The sequence below is a fragment of the Rhizobium sp. CB3060 genome (assembly GCF_025200735.1).
Classification (GTDB): domain Bacteria; phylum Pseudomonadota; class Alphaproteobacteria; order Rhizobiales; family Rhizobiaceae; genus Rhizobium.
The window spans coordinates 1,649,693-1,669,823 of sequence record NZ_CP104159.1 but is presented as its reverse complement, the minus strand read 5'-3'; the positions used below and the strand labels follow the sequence as shown (position 1 = coordinate 1,669,823).

Sequence of the window (20,131 nt, the reverse complement as noted above, 5' to 3'; positions counted from 1 at the left end):
CAGAACGCTCATTGTTACAATGACCATCACGACCGGCGCCAGGCGTGATGAAGCATCGGCGGCATCCGCGGCCCGCTATCTTGGCTCTCCGCTGATGCATCGCCGGATGAAGTTTCCGGCATGTATGATTGCCTGCCGTCCTGCTTCGAGCTGTGCGTTCCATAGCGGCCATGCGTGGATCATGCGCGGCCAGATCTCGAGTGTGACCTCGACGTCGGCTTCGCCGGCAGCCGCTGCAAATCTTGTGGCATCGGCGAGCAGGGTTTCATCCGATCCGACCTGGATTAGGAGCGGCGGCATTCCCTTCAGATCGGCATAGAGCGGGGAAACGCGAGGATCCTTGCGATCCACATGCGGGGGCACGTAGGCCTCGGCGAGCTCAAGCAAATAGTCTTTGTGAATGAGCGGATCGATCGCATCCTTCGTGGCAAGCGTCGTGCCGGACATGGTCAGATCAGTCCAAGGCGAAGTCAGCCAGCCACATGCCGGCAAGGCTTCACCGGCAGCGCGCAGTGTATTGATCAGCGAGACGGTCAGGCCGCCGCCGGCGCTATCGCCGCCAACGGCGATATGTTCGGCATTTATGCCCTGTCCGCGCAGAAAGCGCCAGGCGGCGATGGCATCGTCGAGAGCCGCGGGAAACGTATTTTCCGGCGCAAGGCGATAGCCGACGGCGAGCGTCCGCGCGCCCGCGGCGCGCCCAGCTTCGGTCACCAAACGGCGATGGCTGACGATCGAGCCCGAGCAATAGCCGCCCCCGTGGAAGAACATGAGCACATGAGCGGCATTGCTGCCCGGCGCCAATGACCATTCCGCGGAGAAGCCGTTCAGTTCGACCTCTTCCAGTTCGATATCGTCGGCAATCGGCCAGGCGGCACCGACTTCCTCGATTCTATGCCGGCGCTCCGCCCATCCGACGGGGCGGGGCCTGGAATTTAATAGGGCTCGAATAGCATCGATTTCGCGGTGGTCCGTCATCTTGATCTCCGTATGGGCCCGGATCGGATCATTGCTGGATTTCAGTCGATGCAGATATGATTGCGGCAGCCGGACGCTATTTCGTCGGGCCGTTCTGTCCCTTTGGGACGTTCTTCGAGAATGCCGTCTAAGCTTGGTTGGTCCCAGTCACAGAATAGATTCGCGTTTGCGCCGTTGCAAGAACGTCGCGGGCAGTAATCGCCGATTGTGTTGTCGCGACGTTATTATCCCGCCTCTGTAAGTCCTTTACTCTTCGTACGGCAAAATTCGATCAACTGCTGCGAGGTCATTGGTCGTGCTAGCGCGTAACCTTGCAGCAGATGGCAACCAAGATCTTTCAGGATCTTCGCATGCTCCATGGTCTCCACGCCTTCGGCAACGATGTCGATGTTTTGCGATCGGCCGATTTCGATAATTGAGGAGACCAGACGGCGTTGGGATGGAGACGTAACAATCGGCTTGATAATTTCCCGATCGATCTTAAGCCTTCGTGGTTCAAATCTAAGCAGGCTGACGATGCTGGCATGTCCGGTGCCGAAATCGTCGATCTCGATTTCGATCCCAAGCTCTTTGACAGCGGGAATGATCTCATTGAGAACAGGTTGAAGATCATCGAAGGAGATTGTCTCAAGCAGCTCGAAACACAGGCGACCTCTCGCCAAGGGAAGTGCGGAAAGCTCGGCAAGCAGATTTGGTTGCGCCAGTCGACGCGCTGAAATATTGACTGAGACACGCGGGATGTACATCCCAAGGCTGTCCCATCTTGTAAGCTCGAACAGGGCCTTTTGCAGGATCAGCCTGTCCATGTCGCCGCTGCGCCCCAGCCTTTCCGCGACGTCAAGAAATTTGTCCGGGGTGAGTAGACCTTTTCGCGGGTGATCCCAGCGGGCGAGTGTCTCGACGCCGACGATATCCAATGTGTCTGCGTTAAACTGCGGTTGGAAGAATGCGACCAGTTCATCGCGATCGAGCGCATGATTGAATTCGTTCGCCAGTTCTTTCGAATGGATTGTGGCGCTACGAAGCTCTTCGGTGAAAATGGCGGCCCGGCCGCGGCCGGTCTTCTTCGCCTCGTACAGAGCCAAATCGGCATTGAGAAGCAATTGACTGAGGTCCCGCCGGCGCACCGCAGGTTCAGTCTCCCAGGCGACGCCAACGCTTGCACCGACCACACACTCCGCCCCATCAATGGAGAGGGGCTGCTCGAGCGTATCGACAATCTGTTGCGCCAATGCGTTTGCCTTAGGCTCGGCATCGGTGCTCCAGCTAGCGAAGATGAACTCATCTCCGCCGATCCGAGCCGCGACGTCGTTCGGGCCGGCCAAATTGGCAAGGCGCGAAGCCGTTGCCTGCAGCACCGTGTCACCTCCGGCATGACCTTTCGTGTCGTTGATCTCCTTAAATCGATCCAGGTCGATATGAATGAGGATCAGACAATCTTCCGGACCGGGTCTCGTCGGTTGCGAGATCATCTGGTCGATAAATCGCCTGTTAGGAAGCCCTGTGAGGGCGTCATGCAACGACAGGTATTCCAGCCTTTGCCGTGCTCGAACGAGCTTTTTCTTGTGAAGGCGAAGCTTTTCAATGGTTTTTTGGCGTGATTTGGTCAGAAAGCCGACCCAGATGATCGGCGCAACGACACAGAATGCCAACAGGCTCGCATAGAGCTCAAAAGTGGCAATCCCGCTATTTTGACCCCATCCGTGCTTGGGCACCGCGGCGAGGGTCCATCGGCCATACGTCATATCAACGAATGTCACGACCGGTTGCTTCGAAAAAGTGTCCAGGCTACCGAGAAAAACTTGTTTGGGCGAGTTCGGCTCCGGTACGGTGCTGATGGCAATCTCAAGGTCGGTCGATTCAAGGCCGCTATCTTGGTAAAGCCTCGGAATATCTACGATTCCAGAAAGAAGACCCCAAAAGATCTGGCTTGTTCCGTCATTGATATAAACTGGGCACCTGACTATGAAAGCAGTCCCGCCCTGGACGAGCTCAACAGGCCCGGTCAGAACGATATTGTGGGTGTTGCGCGCCAGCATCGCGCCATCGCGTTGCTTTTCATTCTTTCGGTAGTCGAGTCCGATGGCCTTTTCGTTTCCTTTTTCCGGATAAACCCACTTCACCACCATGCCAGGCGCCGCGGCGAAGCTTCGCAATTGTGAATCGGGCTGCAAGATTTCGGCAGCAAGTTTGGAAAAGGCGGTTTGGTCCATCGTTGGATTGACTGCGACACCAGCCGCCAGGCCTTGCAGCAGCTTCACATTGCTATTGAGGTTCGTCTGAAGCCGGGATGAAATGGTGGCAATCTCGCCGGCAACAATGGAGCGTTCATCGGCCAGCGATCGTTCCCGCCGCCAGTTCGTTGCAACACAGACGACGATGACTGCAATAGTTGCCGCAAATATTGCCGGAGCAAATGCGCCAGTATGGCCTATTACAGAGCTCGCGAAGCCGCGCAGTATCTTTGGATTTCTTCGAAACTTCATCAGGTTGCCGGTATAGAGGACACGCCTGTACCCTGACACAGTTTCTTTAAAGCAACACTAAACCGGCTGAGGCAAAGAATTTTATCCTCCACACGAGGTCTTTTGCCAGTGATGACGGCATCCTGCAGCGCATGAGATCACGTGACTTTGAAGTAAGATCGTTCGCTTGAAGTTGCCGAGGCTCGCAAGTGCCGCGTATCTTACCGAAGTGATTAATCCATTCGAGGGCTGTCTGATATGTCGGTAATGTTGAATCGCCGGAATGTCTGCTTAGGTCTATCTGCCTTAGCGATCGGTACCTTCAAATCCAGCGTCGTCTTTGCTCAAGAGAAGGAAAATGTGAATAGCGGTTCCTCCGCCTATTTGTATTTCTCGCAGCCGATTGATGAAAAGTCTACGCTCGATCTTACGAGCGGGATCATAAATCTCAGATCAAAGGGTTATGGCACAATATACCTGATGATAAATTCCATGGGTGGAAATATCGCCTCGGGCATCGCCCTATACCACATGCTGTCTTCCATGGACGTTCAAATTAATACCTATGCAATTGCCAATGTTGAATCGGCGGCAGTTCTTTTATTCCTGGCTGGGAAAGAAAGAATTGCAAATAAAGAATCTCTTTTTGCATTTCACTCCGGCCAAGAAACCTTCAGCAGCGAAAAACTGACCGCCGATCAAATCAATGAGGGATATAACGCCCTTGCAATCGATGATGATCGAATGAAGGAAATATTCGAGGGGCGGCTTTCAATCAGCGACAAGCAATATGCCGACCTCCTGAGCCCGAAACTTCGATTTGTAAGGGCACCTGAGGCATTAAATATGGGCCTGGCAACACGGATCGGCGAGGTGAGCATACAACCGCATGATGGGCTGTTTTTTGTTCAATCCTCCGGCGGCAAGTAGTCTTGGTGAAATGCCTCTTTGGCCGGGTGGCGTTCGTATGGGAGCTACCTGAGCGAGACAATGCTCCGCATAAACAGAGGCGAATTCTCAGCATCCTGGAAACCGTCTACGGCAAGTTCAAATCTCTTGATCGGAGCAATGCATGCGCCTTTTCAAGTCCACGCTCCTGGCCACGTTCTGCTTGATGGCAACGTTCGCCCAGGCTGCCGGTCTTCGCTTCATCAGCGTGCCGGCTGAGCCCGGCCTTCCAATGCTACAAGCAGCCGTCTGGTCTCCTTGCGCCGAAGAGGCGGGCGAGGTGAAATTTCGCATGACGACGCTGCCGGCCACGGAGAACTGTGCCGTGTCCGGCGAAAAACTGCCATTGATCGTGATCTCGCATGGCTATGGAGGATCCTTCGTCAGCCACCATGACACAGCCGAGATGCTCGCAGATGGTGGGTTCGTTGTCGTTGCGCTCAACCATCCGGTCGACGCCGGAGCCGGCGGCGATTTGAGCCGTGCCGATACTCTTGCCCCGTTCACGGAGCGTCCGGCCGACATCACGCGATTGATCGACTACATGCTCACCGCATGGCCCGATCATTCGAAACTCGACCCCGAAAATATAGGGTTCTTTGGCTTCTCGAGAGGTGGCTATACAGGCTTGGTTGTTGCAGGCGGCACTCCCGATCTTCGAAAGGCTCTTGCGCTCTGCCCGGAGAATTTTCCGAAGCCCAGTTGCGCACAAATGCAGAAAAACGAGATGCCGGCACAATCATTCGCGCATGACCCTCGCGTGAAGGCCCTTGTCATTGCCGATCCGGCTTTCGGTCCATTGTTCGGCCCAGACGGCTTAGAGAACGTGAAAACTCCGATTCAACTTTGGGCGTCGGAACACAGCGGAGAAGACAGGACTGGCGGTGAAGTGTCGTTTGACTTTGTTTCGGCTATCGATCGCGATCTGCCGGCCAAGCCCGACTACCATATCGTACAAGGTGCCGGTCATTTTGCCTTCCTTACGCCCTGCACGCCGGATTTGGCTAAGAAACGTCCGGACATATGCGGCGACAGACCCGGGTTCGACCGGGTGGCCTTTCACAAGGAGTTCAATTCCGCGGTGTTGGCGTTCTTCCGGAAGCACTTGGAGCACTAACCGGCCGATCTGACGGCCGAATTGGTCGTTGATGCTCTTGAAGCAGTTCTGGCCAGAAGTGGGGCGTCCGCTGCAGCAAAGACGCCCCTTCGTATCTAAATCGGGTCCGCGCTGACATTGGAGCGGTAGATGTCGGTCATCCCCAGCCACTGCATGGTTCTCGTTTCGGGTGCTTTGTTCAAGGTGATATCCGTGACCACCGCAGCACTGTCCGCCCCGTTCTCGAAGACGCCGGCAATGCGTTCCACGGTCAGCCCGCCGATCGCCACCAGCGGTATGCTGCCGATGCGCGCCTTCCATTCGCCGATGCGGTCGAGACCCTGCGGCGCCCAGGCCATGGCCTTGAGAATGGTGGGGTAGATCGGACCGAGCGCGATATAGTCCGGACGCGCCGCCAGCGCGATCGCCAGCTCCGCCTCGTCATGCGTCGAAAGTCCCAGTTTCAAGCCTGCCTCGCGGATGGCGCCAAGATCGGCCACCGCCAGATCCTCCTGGCCGAGATGGATGAAATCGCAGCCTTCCTCGATGGCAAGTTGCCAGTAGTCATTGATGATCAACTGGCATGCGTGGGCAGCGCAGACCGCCTTTGCCTGGCGGATGTCTGCCCGTATCTCGGCCAGAGTGCGATCCTTGATGCGCAGTTGCACCAGTTTGACACCCAGTGGCACCAGCCTTTCGATCCATGCGGCACTGTCAACGATCAGGTAGAATGGATCGAGCTTCATGCGAAAACCGCCTTTCCGATTACGGGTGTCGAAGGCACTGCCATGTCGCGCGGCTCCAGCATACCGGCGCCGAAGGCCTGCCTGCCGGCGTCGATCGCCTTGGCGAAGGCTTCCGCCATTGCGGCAGGGTCGCCGGCGCCGGCAACCGCGGTGTTCAGCAGTACGGCATCGAAGCCGAGCTCCATGACAACAGCAGCATGCGAAGGTCGGCCGATACCGGCGTCCACGATCAACGGCACGTCGGGAAAATGTGCCCGCAGAGATCGAAGTGCGGAAAGATTGAGCGGTCCTGCCGCAGAACCGATCGGCGCGCACCAGGGCATCAGCACCCGGCATCCGGCTTCGAGCAGACGTTCGGCGACGACCAGATCGTCCGTCGTATAGGGAAAGACCTCGAAACCCTCACCGATCAGAATGCGCGCCGCCTCGACGAGTGCGAAGACATCCGGCTGCAGCGTATCGTGGTTGCCGATCACCTCCAGCTTGATCCAGTTGGTTCGAAACACTTCGCGGGCCATCTTGGCGGTCAGCACCGCCTCCGATACGCCATGGCAGCCGGCCGTGTTGGGAAGAACGCGAACGCCGAGCGCGCGGATCATGTCGAAGAATGCGCCACCGTTGCGACCGCCGACCGCTTCGCGGCGCAACGATACGGTGACGATCTCGGTCCCTGATCGCTTGACCGCTTCGGCGAGGACTGCTGGCGAGGGATAGCGCGCGGTGCCGAGAAGAAGTCGCGACCCGATTTGGCTTCCGTAGAGATCGAGCATGGTCAGCCTCCTTGCATGGGTGTCAGGATCTCGATCCTGTCGTTGTCGGCCAGAATATGTCCGTCGCGATCCTCGCGATGAACGAGTTCGCCGTTGACGGCGGTTGCCAGCCATTCGCCTTCGTAGTCGAGGGCGGCCAAAAGCTGCGAAAGCGTCGTGGCGGCGATCGTCTGTGCTTCGCCATTAATGATCAGGTGCATTGGAAACTCCTTTGCGTCGTCCGTTCGGAAAAGACGAGATCGGCGGCTTCCGCCGCCATTGTTGGCGCCAGCAGAAAGCCGTGGCGATAAAGACCGTTGAGGAAGGTGACCTTGCCTTCCCGCATTACTCGCGGAAAATTGTCGGGGAGGGCAGGGCGGATGCCGGCGCCGGTTTCGACGATAGTGGCATCCGCAAAGGCTGGATGCAGCGCATAGGCTGCATTCAGCAGTTCCATCATCGAGCGCGCAGTGATCGGGCCGTCGAATTCGGTCTCGATCATCGTCGCGCCGACCATAAACAGGCCCTCGCCGCGGGGGACGATATAGACGGGAAAGCGCGGATGTAGCAGGCGAACGGGCCGGGCGAGCGTGACCTCCTCAGTATGCAGATAGAGCATTTCGCCACGCACGCCGCGCAGATCGCGACTTTGCCCGATGCGGGCAGCACCTGTGCAATCAACGATATCGGAGAAATCGTCTTCGCTCACATCTTCGTCGGTAAAGACGACGCCCTCTGCCGACAACAGCTCTTTCAACTCGCGCAGCGCGAGACGAGGATCCAGATGAGCCTCACGCTGGAAGAACAGGCCATGTCTGAAGCGAGTGGCGAGAGTGGGTTCGAGTGCAGCAATGTCGTCCTCTCCCACCCATTGATAGCAGGTCGTGCGGCTGGCAAATCGCTTCAGTTCACCATGATCGCGCGTCGATGCGACGACCAGCGTTCCGTTGCGGACGACCTTGCCCGGCAGGATCGCTTCCCACCGATCGGCGGCATCGAGGCCGCGTTTAAGCACAGTCTCAGCGGCGCTTTCGCGCTCGCACCAAGGCGCGAGCATGCCGCCGGCGAGCCAGGAAGCAGCGCGAGCGAAGTTTGGGTGCGGGTCGAAGACGATCACTTCCGCACCACGGGCTTGCAATTCGCGTGCGACCGTGAGGCCGGCGACGCCGGCCCCCTTCACAAGGACACGCATGTCAGTCTGCCTTATGGGTTGGGGTGTCGATCGGCATATAGAGATCGCCGCCCTCACGGTATTTCGCCGCCATCGCGTCCAGCCCTTCCTTCTGCGCTTCGGCGCGGATGTCGTGCGAAATCCGCATGGAGCAGAATTTCGGGCCGCACATCGAGCAGAAATGCGCAACCTTGTGGGCTTCCTTTGGCAAGGTTTCGTCATGGAAGCTGCGGGCGGTGTCGGGATCGAGCGACAGGTTGAACTGGTCTTCCCAACGGAACTCGAAGCGGGCGCGCGACAATGCATCGTCGCGCACCTGCGCGGCCGGGTGCCCCTTGGCAAGATCGGCAGCATGGGCGGCGATCTTGTAGGTGATGACACCTGTTTTGACGTCATTGCGATCGGGCAGGCCAAGATGTTCCTTCGGCGTGACGTAGCAGAGCATCGCCGTGCCGAACCAGCCGATCATGGCAGCGCCGATGCCCGAGGTGATGTGGTCATAGCCCGGCGCGATATCGGTCGTCAGCGGCCCGAGCGTATAGAAAGGCGCCTCGCCACAAACGGCGAGCTGCTTGTCCATGTTTTCCTTGATCTTGTGCATCGGCACGTGGCCGGGGCCCTCGATCATCACCTGGCAATCCTTCGCCCAGGCGATCTTCGTTAGCTCACCGAGCGTTTCGAGTTCGGCAAATTGCGCCGCGTCGTTGGCATCGGCGATCGAGCCGGGGCGCAGGCCGTCGCCGAGCGAGAAGGAGACGTCATAGGCGCGGCAGATATCGCAGATTTCCTCGAAATGTTCGTAGAGGAAGCTCTCGCGATGATGGTGAAGACACCACTTGGCCATGATCGAGCCGCCGCGCGAGACGATGCCGGTCACGCGATTGACGGTGAGCGGGATGTAATGCAGCCGTACGCCGGCATGGATGGTGAAATAGTCGACGCCCTGTTCGGCCTGCTCGATCAGCGTATCGCGATAGATTTCCCAGGTGAGGTCTTCGGCGATGCCGCCGACCTTTTCCAGCGCCTGATACAGCGGCACCGTGCCGATCGGCAGCGGCGAATTGCGGATGATCCATTCTCGGATATTGTGGATGTTGCGGCCGGTCGAAAGGTCCATGACGGTATCGGCGCCCCATCGGGCAGCCCAGACCATCTTCTCGACTTCCTCCGCCATCGATGACGTGACGGCGGAGTTGCCGATATTGGCGTTGATCTTCACCAGAAAATTCCGGCCGATGATCATCGGTTCGCTTTCGGGGTGATTGATGTTGGCCGGGATAATCGCCCGGCCGGCGGCAACTTCCTGGCGGACGAATTCCGGCGTGACATGATCCGGAATATGAGCGCCGAAGCTCTCGCCGTCGCGAATCAGTGCTTCGGCGTTGGCCTTGCGGCCGAGGTTTTCGCGAATGGCGATGAACTCCATCTCCGGCGTAATGATGCCGGCCCGTGCATAAGCGAGCTGGGTGACGGCTTTACCGTCCGTGGCACGTAGCGGCCGGCGTCGCCCTGGGAATTCCGGTGTGAGCCGTTCGCCGCTGACAAAGCCGTTGTCCTCGGGGCGGACATGGCGGCCCACATAGGATTCGACATCGCCGCGGGCGAGCACCCAGTCACGGCGCAGTTGGGGCAGGCCCTGCTCGATGCGGATCTCGGCGCCCTCTATCGTGTAGGGACCGGAGGAATCATAGACGACGACAGGCGGCTCGCCTGCGGTCGGATGGACGCTGATCTCGCGCATCGGTACGCGGATATCGCTATGGATATCTCCAGAAATATGGATCTTCCGCGATGCCGGCATCGGGCCGGTCGTGACGGTCGGGGTAAGATTCTTTGCGGCAATGGTCATGGTTTGAGGCTCCAAATTGCAGTTGGAGACCCAGTCAATCAGCCGGAATGATGGAAAGACGCCGACACGGATTCCACGCATGAATCCAAAGCCTTCGAGCGCTTGCACCGTCCCTACGCCAGTATGAACTGGATCAGGTTCAACGGGTCACTGCGCCCACAATCGGCAAAGCCGTATTGTTCAGCAGTATCTCAGCCCCTTGCCGGGACCCCCCTGGTGAATGTCGGTGATGGTAAAGGGCGCTCGCTAATGATGTCAAGCTTGCTCTCGTTGCGGCTCAGACGTCGAGCGATATCTCTGTCCCGAGCCTGGCTGATGAAAGATGTCCCTATTGGCGGTTACAGGAGGAAATTGGCTTGACTGATTTGCTCAACCATTCTTAATAAACTGATCTGCTGGACCAACCAGTGGACCGGAGGGTGTGATGGACGAAAGTCCGATCTTAACCGAGGTGCCGAATATCGCGCGTGGTCTCGCCCGCCGGACGGCGCGTGACGTTATCGCTCAGAAGCTGATGGTCCTGATAGCAACCAACATGTTGCGGCCGGGCGACGAGTTGCCGGGCGAGCGCGAACTGGCAAGCGTTCTCCATGTCAGCCGCGAAACGGTGCGCGGCGCCATCCAGACCCTGGCCGCGCAAGGTATCATCGCGGTTTCGCATGGCAGCCGCAGCCGCGTTTGCAAGGTCGACCTCAGCCACATCACGGTGACAATCGCCTCCCCCAATGCAATCGACAGCTACGATCTGGAGTCGGTTCACGCGGCCCGTCTCCATGTCGAGCTCAAGGTCGTCGGCGACGCTGCCGAACGGATCGACGATGCGACGCTGGCAAAGTTGCAGGCTCTTCTGGAGGCGCAGCGGCTTGGCGGAGACGATGTGATGCGTTTCCTCATTTGCGACCGCGAATTCCACGTTGCGATCTATCGCGCCGGTGGAAACCCGCTGCTCGCCGACTTTGTCACTGACCTATACACCTACATGATGAATTACCGCCGCAACGCCATGTCCAAGCCGGGCGCTATCGAAGCGAGCTACGACGATCATCTATCGATCTACGAGGCTCTCGCACGGCATGACCGCGATGCCGTCGTCGACGCGTTCCGGCATCATCTGACGCGTATTTACGAAACGACCAAGGTTCTGCTGGCGACCGGCAATACCGGCAATACGGTTTGAGCCGCTGAGCATGAGGAGGTTTGGCTGACATGCATGTGATGGTTATCGGGGCGGCTGGCATGATCGGTCGCAAGCTGGTGGAGAAGATTGGTCTGCAGGCAGATGTGCTTGGCCGCGGGATCGACAGGTTGACGCTTGTCGACGTTGTTCCGCCGCCGGTCCCGGCCGCGCTTGCATCCGTTTCCACGGCGATGACGGCCGATCTTGCCGATGCCAGTAGTGCGACCAAGCTTTCCAGCTTGCGGCCGGATATGATCTTCCATCTGGCGGCGATCGTATCGGGCGAGGCCGAGGCGGATTTCGATAAGGGCTACCATACCAATCTCGATGGCACGCGCTCGCTCTTCGAGGCCATCCGGCACGAGGGGCTGAAGGAGCCCTATAACCCCCGCGTCATCTTTGCCTCGTCGATCGCTGTTTTCGGCCAACCCTTTCCGGAGAAGATCGGCGATGATTTCTTCACGACCCCTCTGACGAGCTACGGTACGCAGAAGGCGATCTGCGAACTGCTGCTTGCCGATTATTCGAGGCGCGGCATCTTCGACGGCATCGGCATTCGCCTTCCGACAATCTGCATCCGCCCCGGCAAGCCCAACAAGGCCGCCTCCGGCTTCTTCTCGAACATTCTGCGCGAGCCTCTTGTCAATCAGGAAGCCGTGCTGCCGGTGGACGAGAACGTCCGACACTGGTTTGCCAGCCCACGCTCCGCGGTCGGCTTCTTCATCCATGCCGCACGCATCGACAGCAGCGAGATCGGACCGCGCCGAAATCTCACCATGCCCGGGCTGTCCGCACTTGTCGGCGAGGAGATCGAGGCTCTGCGCCGCGTAGCCGGCGAAAAGGCTGTCAAACTCATCCGCCGTGAGATCGACCCCACAATCCGCTCGATTGTTTCCGGATGGGCGACGGATTTCGATGCGCGGCGCGCAACGGCGCTCGGCTTCAGGGCGGAAACCAATTTCGATGAGATCATAAGGATCCACATCGATGATGAACTTGGAGGGAAAATCTGAGATGGCGCAGCCCGCAATCGCACCAAAAACCCAGATCGCCCTTGTCACCGGCGGAGGTACCGGCATCGGCCGCAGCATCGCCAAAGCGCTGAGCGCTGAAGGTTACACCGTTGTCCTCACCGGGCGCCGTCATGATGTGCTGGAAAAGGCAGCCAGCGAACTCGCCGCCGAGACTGGCGGCACGATGCGGGCGATTGTCTGCGATATCGGGGCTCCTGAACAGGTCGCTGACCTCTTCGGCAAGATCAAATCCGAATTCGGCCGGCTCGATCTTCTCGTCAACAATGCCGGCAGCGGTGCGCCTGCGATACCGCTCGAAGAGCTCACCTTCGACCAGTGGAACGGCGTGGTCGCGGCCAACCTCACCGGCGCGTTTCTTTGCACGCAGCAGGCTTTCAAACTGATGAAGTCGCAGGTGCCTCACGGCGGCCGCATCATCAACAACGGGTCGATTTCGGCGACAACGCCCCGGCCAAATTCCGCCCCCTATACCGCGACCAAGCATGCGATCACCGGCCTTACGAAATCGACCGCGCTCGACGGACGCCCATTCGATATCGCTTGCGGCCAGATCGATATCGGCAATGCCGCAACGGACATGACCGCGAGGATGAGTTCCGGTGTGCTGCAGGCGAATGGAGAAATTGCCACCGAACCGACGATTTCCGCTGAGCACGTCGCTCGCGCGGTCGTCTACATGGCAAGCCTTCCGCTGGAGGCGAACGTCCTGACCATGACCGTGATGGCGACAAAGATGCCGCTCGTCGGAAGGGGATAGGACGTCGAAATTGAATTGGCTGGCGTTCTGGCGGTGAATGTCTCGGAGGAGGAGATGACCGGCAGGGCCAAGGAAGTGACAAGTTCTGGGAGGGACTTTTATGGCAGGTGTCGAGTTTGTCGATGTCAGGAAATCATTCGGGGCGTTCCCGGTTATCAAGGGCGTGAATATCGAGATTGCCGACGGGGAGTTCGTGATCCTGGTCGGACCGTCCGGATGCGGAAAATCCACGCTTCTGAGAATGCTTGCCGGCCTCGAAAACATTTCCGCCGGCGAGATCCGTATCGGCAATCGTGCCGTCAACGGCGTAGCGCCGGGCGACCGTGACATAGCCATGGTCTTTCAGAATTACGCGCTCTATCCACACATGTCGGTGGCGCAGAACATGGCTTTCTCGCTGATGCTCAAGCGTGCGCCGAAAGCCGACATGGATATGCGTGTCAAGAAGGCTGCGGAAATCCTGGGCCTCACAAAGCTCCTCGACCGCTATCCCCGCCAGCTTTCCGGCGGCCAGCGCCAGCGTGTCGCCATGGGCCGGGCGATCGTGCGCGATCCGCAGGTTTTCCTCTTCGATGAGCCGCTTTCCAACCTCGATGCCAAGCTCCGGGTCGCCATGCGCGCGGAGATCAAGGAGCTTCATCAACGTCTCGGCACCACGACCGTTTACGTCACGCATGATCAGATCGAGGCCATGACGATGGCCGACAAGATCGTCGTCATGCATGACGGCGTCGTCGAGCAGGTGGGAAAGCCGCTGGATCTCTACGACACGCCTGCCAATCTTTTCGTCGCGGGCTTCATCGGTTCGCCGGCGATGAACATGATCAAAGGCCGCCTCGATGCGGAGAATGGCAGCCGGTTCATCGCGTCGGACGGAACTGTCCTGCCGGTGGCAAATCCGCCCGCTGGCGCAAAGGGCCGGGATCTCGTCTATGGGCTGCGTCCGGAATACATCGCGCTCGACGCCAACGGTCTACCGGCGGAAATCATCGTGATCGAGCCGACCGGGTATGAAACGCAGATGACCGTCAGGTTTGGCGGCAGTGATGTCAACTGCATCTTCCGGGAACGAATCAATGCCCGACCCGGCGATACGCTGCGCGTTTCCATCGACGCGCCGCATGTCCATCTATTCGACGCCGAAAGCGGTCGGAGATTGACGATCTGATACCGCTTCGGTGGGAAGCAGGAAAAAGAGGAGTTTTCCTGCTCGCCCGTCGGTGCGGAAATATCCGGCAAGGTCGGATGCGATGGTCGTCGTCCACCACACGGGAAGGTGGGCGCCGGGGGGATTTGCTCCCGTTTTCAAAGGAGGAGTATCATGACATTCAAGAGACGTGACTTTCTTGCCGCATCCGCGGCGGCGGCCGGTATCGCTGGCCTTGCGCCGCTCGGCATACGCCCATCTTTCGCCCAAACCGAACCCGGCTACACGCCCGAAAAGGGCGCAAGTCTCAGGCTTCTTCGCTGGACCCCCTTCGTCAAGGGCGACGAGGATGCCTGGCTTGCCAATACCAAGAAGTTCACGGAGGCGACCGGCGTCGAGGTTCGTGTCGACAAGGAAAGCTGGGAAGACATCCGACCGAAGGCCGCTGTCGCCGCCAATGTCGGTTCCGGTCCCGACATGGTGATGTGCTGGTTCGACGATGCTCATCAGTATCCCGATAAGCTCGTCGACCTGACTGAACTCGGTAACTATCTCGGCAATAAATACGGCGGCTGGTATGACGGCGTGCGCGGTTACGCAACCCGCGGCGACAAGTTCATCGCCATGCCGTTGACGGCGATCGGCAATGCCGTCGTTTATCGCGACAGCCATGTAAAGGCGGCGGGCTTCAGCGAATTCCCCAAGGATACCGCAGGGTTCCTGGAGCTTTGCAAGGCAATGAAGGCGAAAGGCACGCCGGCCGGCTTCCCGCACGGCAAGGCCGTGGGCGATGGCAACAATTATGCCCATTGGCTGCTTTGGAGCCATGGCGGCAAGATGGTGGACGAAGGCGGCAAGGTGACGATCAACAGCCCTGAAACGCTGGCGGCCATCCACTATGCGATGGATCTCTACGCGACCTTCATCCCCGGCACGGAAAGCTGGCAGGACATCAACAACAACCGGGCCTTCCTTGCCGGGCAGGTATCGCTGATCGCAAACGGCGTATCGGTCTATTATGCGGCGAAGAAGGATCCGAAGCTCGCCGAGATCGCGGCCGATATCAGAACCACAAACTTCCCGATCGGCCCCGTCGGCAAGAGCGTCGAACTGCACCAAACAAGCTCGTTGGTTCTTTTCAGCCATACCAAATACCCGGAGGCCGCCAAGGCCTATATCAAGTTCATGATGGAAGGCGACCAGATGAATGCCTGGATCCAAGGGTCGAGCGCCTATTGCTGCCAACCCTTGAAGGCCTTTGCCAACAACCCTGTCTGGACTGCTGATCCGGTGCACGCACCCTATGCCCGCGCCTCGGAAACGCTGCGCCCGAATGGCTATGCCGGTCCCCTGGGCTATGCTTCGGCAGGCGTGATGGCCGATTACGTGCTCGTCGACATGTTCGCCGCCGCCGTAACCGGCCAGATGTCGCCGGAGGATGCGATGAAAGAGGCCGAGCGCCGGGCGAACCGCTACTACAAGGTTTGATCCTTCGCGAAGATCTGCAGCGTGCCGGCAACGGCATGCTGCGACTGTCCATCAGGAGATAATATCATGTCGACTGTGCCATCCGGGGATATCACGCGCAGCCCGATCAGATCGCTCATGCAAAACAACAATATGCTCGGCTTCCTCTTCATGTTGCCGGCGGCCATCTTTCTGATTTGTTTTCTCACCTATCCGCTGGGGCTCGGCGTCTGGCTCGGTTTCACGGACACACGTATCGGGCGTGCCGGGAGTTTCATCGGACTGGAGAATTATCAATTCCTGGCCCATGACTCCGTCTTCTGGCTGACGGTCTTCAATACCTTGCTTTACACCTTCGTAGCTTCCGTCCTGAAATTCGTGCTCGGCCTTTGGCTGGCGCTGCTTCTCAATCAGCATCTGCCATTCAAGTCGTTTTTCCGGGCGATCGTGCTGCTGCCCTGGGTCGTTCCAACGGTGCTGTCAGGATTGGCATTCTGGTGGATCTACGATTCTCAATTTTCCATTATCTCATGGTCTTTGATGAAGATCGGCCTGATCCATGGCCCGATCAATTTCCTCGGCGATCCGACCAATGCGCGCATCTCGGTCATCATCGCCAATGTCTGGCGCGGCATTCCTTTCGTGGCGATTTCCCTGCTCGCCGGTCTGCAGACCATTCCCGCTTCGCTTCAGGAGGCGGCATCCCTGGATGGGGCCACGAGTTGGCAGCGCTTCCGTTACGTAACGCTACCGATGCTGACGCCGATCATCGCGGTGGTGATGACGTTTTCGGTACTGTTCACCTTCACGGATTTCCAGCTCATCTATGTGCTGACCAAGGGCGGGCCGGTCAACGCGACGCATCTGATGGCGACGCTTTCCTTCCAGCGCGGCATCCCCGGAGGGCAGCTCGGCGAGGGGGCGGCAATCGCGGTTGCCATGATTCCCTTCCTGCTTGCCGCCATCATGTTCAGCTTCTTTGGTCTGCAGCGCCGCAAATGGCAGCAAGGCGGACAGGACTGAGATCGGGAGAACCTCATGAACACCAAAGCCAACACCGCCAATCCGGTACTCACCGATAATGTCGAAGGCATGGGCTATCTCAACCGCCTGCCTCGACGCATCGTCATGCTTTATCTGCCGATGGCGGTCTTCGTCTTCGTGCTTCTGTTTCCCTTCTACTGGATGGCGATCACGGCCATCAAGCCGAACGCACAGTTGACCGACTACAATAACTACAGCCCCTTCTGGGTGGTGGGGCCGACACTCGATCACATCAAGTACCTGTTCTTTGAAACGTCGTATCCGGGCTGGCTATGGAACACGATATTGGTGGCGGTCGGATCGACTGCGCTGTCGCTATTGGCCTCAATCTTCGGCGCCTATGCAATCGAGCGCGTGCGCTTTACCGGCTCGCGTTCGATCGGCTTGCTGATCTTCCTGGCCTACCTCGTCCCGCCTTCGATCCTCTTCATTCCTTTGGCCTTTATTGTCTTCAAGCTCGGGATCTACGATTCCAGGCTGGCGCTCATCTTCACCTACCCGACGTTTCTTATCCCGTTCTGCACCTGGCTCTTGATGGGCTATTTCAGATCGATACCTTTCGAACTGGAAGAAAGTGCGCTGGTCGATGGCGCCAGCCGCTGGCAGATCCTTGTCAAAATTATCCTCCCGCTGGCGGTGCCTGGGCTGATATCGGCCGGAATCTTCGCCTTCACCCTCTCCTGGAACGAATTCATCTACGCGCTCACCTTCATCCAATCCTCGGAAAACAAGACAATCCCCGTGGGTGTTCTGACGGAATTGGTGCGCGGCGATGTCTTCGAGTGGGGCTCGCTCATGGCCGGCGCTCTATTCGGTTCATTGCCGGTCGTCATTCTCTACTCCTTCTTCGTCGACTACTACGTTTCGTCCATGACTGGCGCCGTGAAAGAATGATGAGCGAGAGGGCTGTCTCCTCCGCGATAGCCAATTTGGATTGGGCCTGCACGAAGCCGGCAAGAGATAGAGGGCGGCACTGACCGGGCGCCGTCCCGATAGAGCGCGTCGGGCTACGTGTACGCCGTTTTAATCGGGTTGGGGTGGAGAGGTCGTTTCTCCCTCCGACAGCTCGCAAGCGAGCAGGATTGGATGGTCGAGGCCAGGCGTAGGCTGCTTGTTCAACAGGACCGCGACCGCCGCTGCCGCCATCTTCTGAATCGGCTGCTTGACCGTTGTCAGGCGCGGCGTTGTCATGCTGGAGAGAGGGATGCCGTCGAAGCCTACGATGGAAAGGGCTGCAGGTATCGGGATTCCCAAATCATGTGCCGCTCTCATGCAGCCGATCGCCTGCTGATCCGAGCTTGCAAAGATGGCGGTCGGGCGCTCGTACCGCGCTCGTGCAAGCAGGTAGTTTCCTGCTGATCGACCGCTTTCATAGTCGAAAGCCGCCTCGGCTATGAGCGATGATCCTTGTATTTGCTTGCCATCATCGGACTGCCCCATTGCGTCGAGGTAGCCCTTGAGGCGATCATTGGCTGGTACGGAGTGTTTAGGTCCCGAAATGAAGCCGATGCGGCGATGACCGAGCTTCAGAAGATGTTCGACGCCGAGACGGACTCCATGGCGGTGATCGGAGGCGATGCCGGAATATCCTGGCATAAGGCGGTCGACGACGACGATCGGCAATCCCTTCGGCAGCTTGATCGTGTGGAAATCGATGCTGGGAACGAGGATGATGCCATCCACCTTCCGGCTCATCAGTTGCCCGATGCGGTCTGCCTCCTTGGCCGCGTGGTCAAAGGAGGTCATGACAATGATGTTATAGCCATGACCTGCCGCCGCTTGTTCCGCGGATTGCACAAGTTCCGAGAAGAAGGGGTTGGTCAGGTCCGGAATGACGATGCCGATGAGGCGGCTGACCTTGCTGCGCATGCTTCTTGCAGACGGGTCGGGCATATAGCCGAGTTCTTCGATGATGCGCCTGACACGCGCTCTCAATTCATCCGTCACGGAGGGGTGATCGTTCAAAACCCTTGAAACGGTTCCGGTGGAAACTCCCGCGAGCTTGGCAACGTCTCGAATTCCGACCTTTGACATAACAGAAGCACATGTTCCTTCATCTTCGCCTTCCGAACACCGAAAGGCGCCCGATCCGGGCTTCCAGCTAATGGTCTCTATCGTCTCAGTCAAAGGGCACATCTCAATTTTGTGCCGCTTAAGCTCCATAGCATAAGGTTGATATGCACTCAATGGAAACGGTTCATTGAGGCGCATGTACGCAAGCAACAATTATTTCAAATTTCAACCGGTTTAGGCTCTATGTCGCCGTCTTGACAACACTTATGGCCATTGCTACCCAATAGATGTTGGAAACGGTTCATTGCCGCTGGCAACTCAGATGGAGCTGAGCCCAGAAGGTGGGGAGGAAAGAAAATGTCCAATTCTATTAAGCGTGATTCCGTCATGATGAGTGCGTCGCGGCGTGCAGCATTGAAGCTCGGCCTGGCCGGCACCTTGATGCTCGCGCTGTCGTGCGGCGTGTCGCCTGCTTTTGCGGCCAGCAAGCCCAAGGTGGGCCTGATCATGAAGTCTCTGTCCAATGAGTTCTTCAAGCAGATGAAGGCCGGCGCCGACAAATATGCCGCGGAGAACAAAGACAAGTTTGACTTCAAGGCCGTGGGCATGAAGGACGAGCGTGATTTCGCCGCGCAGGTCGATGCCGTCGAAAACTTCGTGACGCAGAAATACGACATCATCGTCGTCGCGCCGGCCGATTCAAAGGCGATGGCTACCCCCATTGCGAAGGCCGTGAAGGCCGGCGTGAAGGTCATCAACATCGACGTGCCGCTCGACGCCGACGCCAAGAAGGCAGCCGGTATCGACCTCGCGTTCTTCGGTCCGGATAACCGCGAAGGTGCCAAGCTTGCTGGGGATGCGCTCGCCAAGGACCTCGGGCCCGGTGCGAAGGTCGTTATCCTCGAGGGTAACCCCGAGGCCGACAACGCCAAGGAGCGCAAGGAAGGCTTCATGGACTCCGTCAATGGCGGCAAGCTTCAGCTTCTCGACAGCAAGACTGCCCATTGGGAGACGGAAGAAGCCAATACCGTCATGACGAACTTCCTGACGAAGTATAAGGATATTCAGGGCGTCATGGCGGCCAATGACTCCATGGCTCTCGGCGTCGTCAAGGCTCTCGATGCGACCGGTCAGAGCGGCAAGATCAAGGTTGTCGGCTTCGACAACATTCCGCCGGTGCAGCCGCTGATCAAGGACGGCAAGATGCTTGCCACTGTCGAGCAGTATGGTGCGCAGATGGCCGTCATGGGCATCGACTATGGCCTGCGTGAACTTGCCGGCGAAAAATTCACCGGCTGGGTCAAGACGGACGTCAAGCTTATTACCGCCAAGGATCTCAAGTAATTGAGATTGCCCGCGGGGCTAAAAGAAGCGCCGGCCACTGGCCGGCGCTGACCGCTACCAGCCGATTTGCGCGTCGATCGCCGAGGGTGACGCTTCCGCACCTCTGAGTGCGTCGCGCAGAGGCTGGCCATCTCGAATTCGAAATA

18 protein-coding genes and 1 riboswitch are annotated in these 20,131 nt (G+C 58.4%); of the genes, 10 read left to right on the top strand and 8 right to left on the bottom strand.

Going from position 1 to position 20,131, the window contains the following annotated elements; genetic code table 11:
• Nucleotides 1-75: 75 nt before the first annotated feature.
• Both N2601_RS27040 and N2601_RS27035 read right to left on the bottom strand, forming a co-directional pair.
• The gene (locus N2601_RS27040) at nt 76-978 is read right to left on the bottom strand and encodes an alpha/beta hydrolase (protein WP_104827460.1); all 903 of its coding nucleotides are present in this window, start codon (nt 976-978) and stop codon (nt 76-78) included.
• A 224-nt stretch (nt 979-1,202) separates the two neighbouring features.
• The gene (locus N2601_RS27035) at nt 1,203-3,464 is read right to left on the bottom strand and encodes a bifunctional diguanylate cyclase/phosphodiesterase (protein WP_104827459.1); all 2,262 of its coding nucleotides are present in this window, start codon (nt 3,462-3,464) and stop codon (nt 1,203-1,205) included.
• Between the two features lie 237 nt (nt 3,465-3,701).
• Between N2601_RS27035 and N2601_RS27030 the strand changes: the two genes are divergently transcribed.
• Nucleotides 3,702-4,373 carry an ATP-dependent Clp protease proteolytic subunit gene (locus tag N2601_RS27030; RefSeq protein WP_104827458.1) on the top strand — a complete coding sequence of 224 codons (672 nt, stop codon included), beginning with the start codon at nt 3,702-3,704 and terminating at the stop codon, nt 4,371-4,373.
• Between the two features lie 142 nt (nt 4,374-4,515).
• Entirely contained in the window at nt 4,516-5,508 is a 993-nt protein-coding gene (locus N2601_RS27025) for an alpha/beta hydrolase family protein (RefSeq protein WP_104827457.1), read from the top strand.
• Nucleotides 5,509-5,603: 95 nt separating this feature from the next.
• Here N2601_RS27025 and N2601_RS27020 read toward each other — a convergent pair whose 3' ends face one another.
• From N2601_RS27020 to thiC, 5 genes are read right to left on the bottom strand one after another with little or no spacing between them, the layout of a single operon-like run.
• Nucleotides 5,604-6,233, bottom strand: coding sequence for a thiamine phosphate synthase (locus N2601_RS27020; RefSeq protein ID WP_104827456.1), 630 nt, complete (start codon nt 6,231-6,233; stop codon nt 5,604-5,606).
• Nucleotides 6,230-7,003: a thiazole synthase gene (locus N2601_RS27015; protein ID WP_104827455.1), complete on the bottom strand. Its 774-nt coding sequence runs from the start codon at nt 7,001-7,003 to the stop codon at nt 6,230-6,232. Before N2601_RS27015 ends, N2601_RS27020 begins: the two co-directional genes overlap by 4 nt.
• A 2-nt stretch (nt 7,004-7,005) precedes the next feature.
• Entirely contained in the window at nt 7,006-7,203 is a 198-nt protein-coding gene (thiS, locus tag N2601_RS27010; RefSeq protein ID WP_104827454.1) for a sulfur carrier protein ThiS, read from the bottom strand.
• Complete coding sequence (gene thiO, locus N2601_RS27005; protein ID WP_104827453.1) at nt 7,194-8,174, bottom strand: glycine oxidase ThiO; 981 nt, start codon at nt 8,172-8,174, stop codon at nt 7,194-7,196. Before thiO ends, thiS begins: the two co-directional genes overlap by 10 nt.
• Before the next feature lies 1 nt (nt 8,175).
• Nucleotides 8,176-10,002: a phosphomethylpyrimidine synthase ThiC gene (gene thiC, locus N2601_RS27000; protein ID WP_104827963.1), complete on the bottom strand. Its 1,827-nt coding sequence runs from the start codon at nt 10,000-10,002 to the stop codon at nt 8,176-8,178.
• Between the two features lie 92 nt (nt 10,003-10,094).
• Nucleotides 10,095-10,227, bottom strand: a riboswitch (TPP riboswitch).
• A gap of 199 nt (nt 10,228-10,426) precedes the next feature.
• Here thiC and N2601_RS26995 point away from each other — a divergent pair.
• From N2601_RS26995 to N2601_RS26965, 7 genes are all read left to right on the top strand, one after another.
• Nucleotides 10,427-11,179: a FadR/GntR family transcriptional regulator gene (locus N2601_RS26995; protein ID WP_104827452.1), complete on the top strand. Its 753-nt coding sequence runs from the start codon at nt 10,427-10,429 to the stop codon at nt 11,177-11,179.
• A 29-nt stretch (nt 11,180-11,208) separates the two neighbouring features.
• Nucleotides 11,209-12,192 carry a D-erythronate dehydrogenase gene (denD, locus tag N2601_RS26990; protein ID WP_104827451.1) on the top strand — a complete coding sequence of 328 codons (984 nt, stop codon included), beginning with the start codon at nt 11,209-11,211 and terminating at the stop codon, nt 12,190-12,192.
• A gap of 1 nt (nt 12,193) precedes the next feature.
• Nucleotides 12,194-12,970: an SDR family oxidoreductase gene (locus N2601_RS26985; protein ID WP_104827450.1), complete on the top strand. Its 777-nt coding sequence runs from the start codon at nt 12,194-12,196 to the stop codon at nt 12,968-12,970.
• A 100-nt stretch (nt 12,971-13,070) separates the two neighbouring features.
• Nucleotides 13,071-14,138 (top strand): ABC transporter ATP-binding protein, encoded by a 1,068-nt coding sequence (locus tag N2601_RS26980; protein WP_104827449.1) that lies wholly within the window; start codon nt 13,071-13,073, stop codon nt 14,136-14,138.
• A 153-nt stretch (nt 14,139-14,291) separates the two neighbouring features.
• Entirely contained in the window at nt 14,292-15,605 is a 1,314-nt protein-coding gene (locus N2601_RS26975; RefSeq protein WP_104827448.1) for an ABC transporter substrate-binding protein, read from the top strand.
• A gap of 66 nt (nt 15,606-15,671) precedes the next feature.
• On the top strand, nt 15,672-16,607 hold the full coding sequence (locus N2601_RS26970; RefSeq protein WP_104827447.1) for a carbohydrate ABC transporter permease: 936 nt from the start codon (nt 15,672-15,674) through the stop codon (nt 16,605-16,607).
• Nucleotides 16,608-16,622: 15 nt separating this feature from the next.
• Nucleotides 16,623-17,522: a carbohydrate ABC transporter permease gene (locus tag N2601_RS26965; RefSeq protein ID WP_104827446.1), complete on the top strand. Its 900-nt coding sequence runs from the start codon at nt 16,623-16,625 to the stop codon at nt 17,520-17,522.
• A 129-nt stretch (nt 17,523-17,651) separates the two neighbouring features.
• On the opposite strand, the gene N2601_RS26960 is transcribed toward N2601_RS26965, so the two are convergent.
• Nucleotides 17,652-18,662: a LacI family DNA-binding transcriptional regulator gene (locus tag N2601_RS26960; protein ID WP_104827445.1), complete on the bottom strand. Its 1,011-nt coding sequence runs from the start codon at nt 18,660-18,662 to the stop codon at nt 17,652-17,654.
• Nucleotides 18,663-18,998: 336 nt separating this feature from the next.
• Between N2601_RS26960 and N2601_RS26955 the strand changes: the two genes are divergently transcribed.
• The gene (locus N2601_RS26955) at nt 18,999-19,985 is read left to right on the top strand and encodes a sugar ABC transporter substrate-binding protein (RefSeq protein ID WP_104827444.1); all 987 of its coding nucleotides are present in this window, start codon (nt 18,999-19,001) and stop codon (nt 19,983-19,985) included.
• The last annotated feature ends 146 nt before the right edge of the window (nt 19,986-20,131 follow it).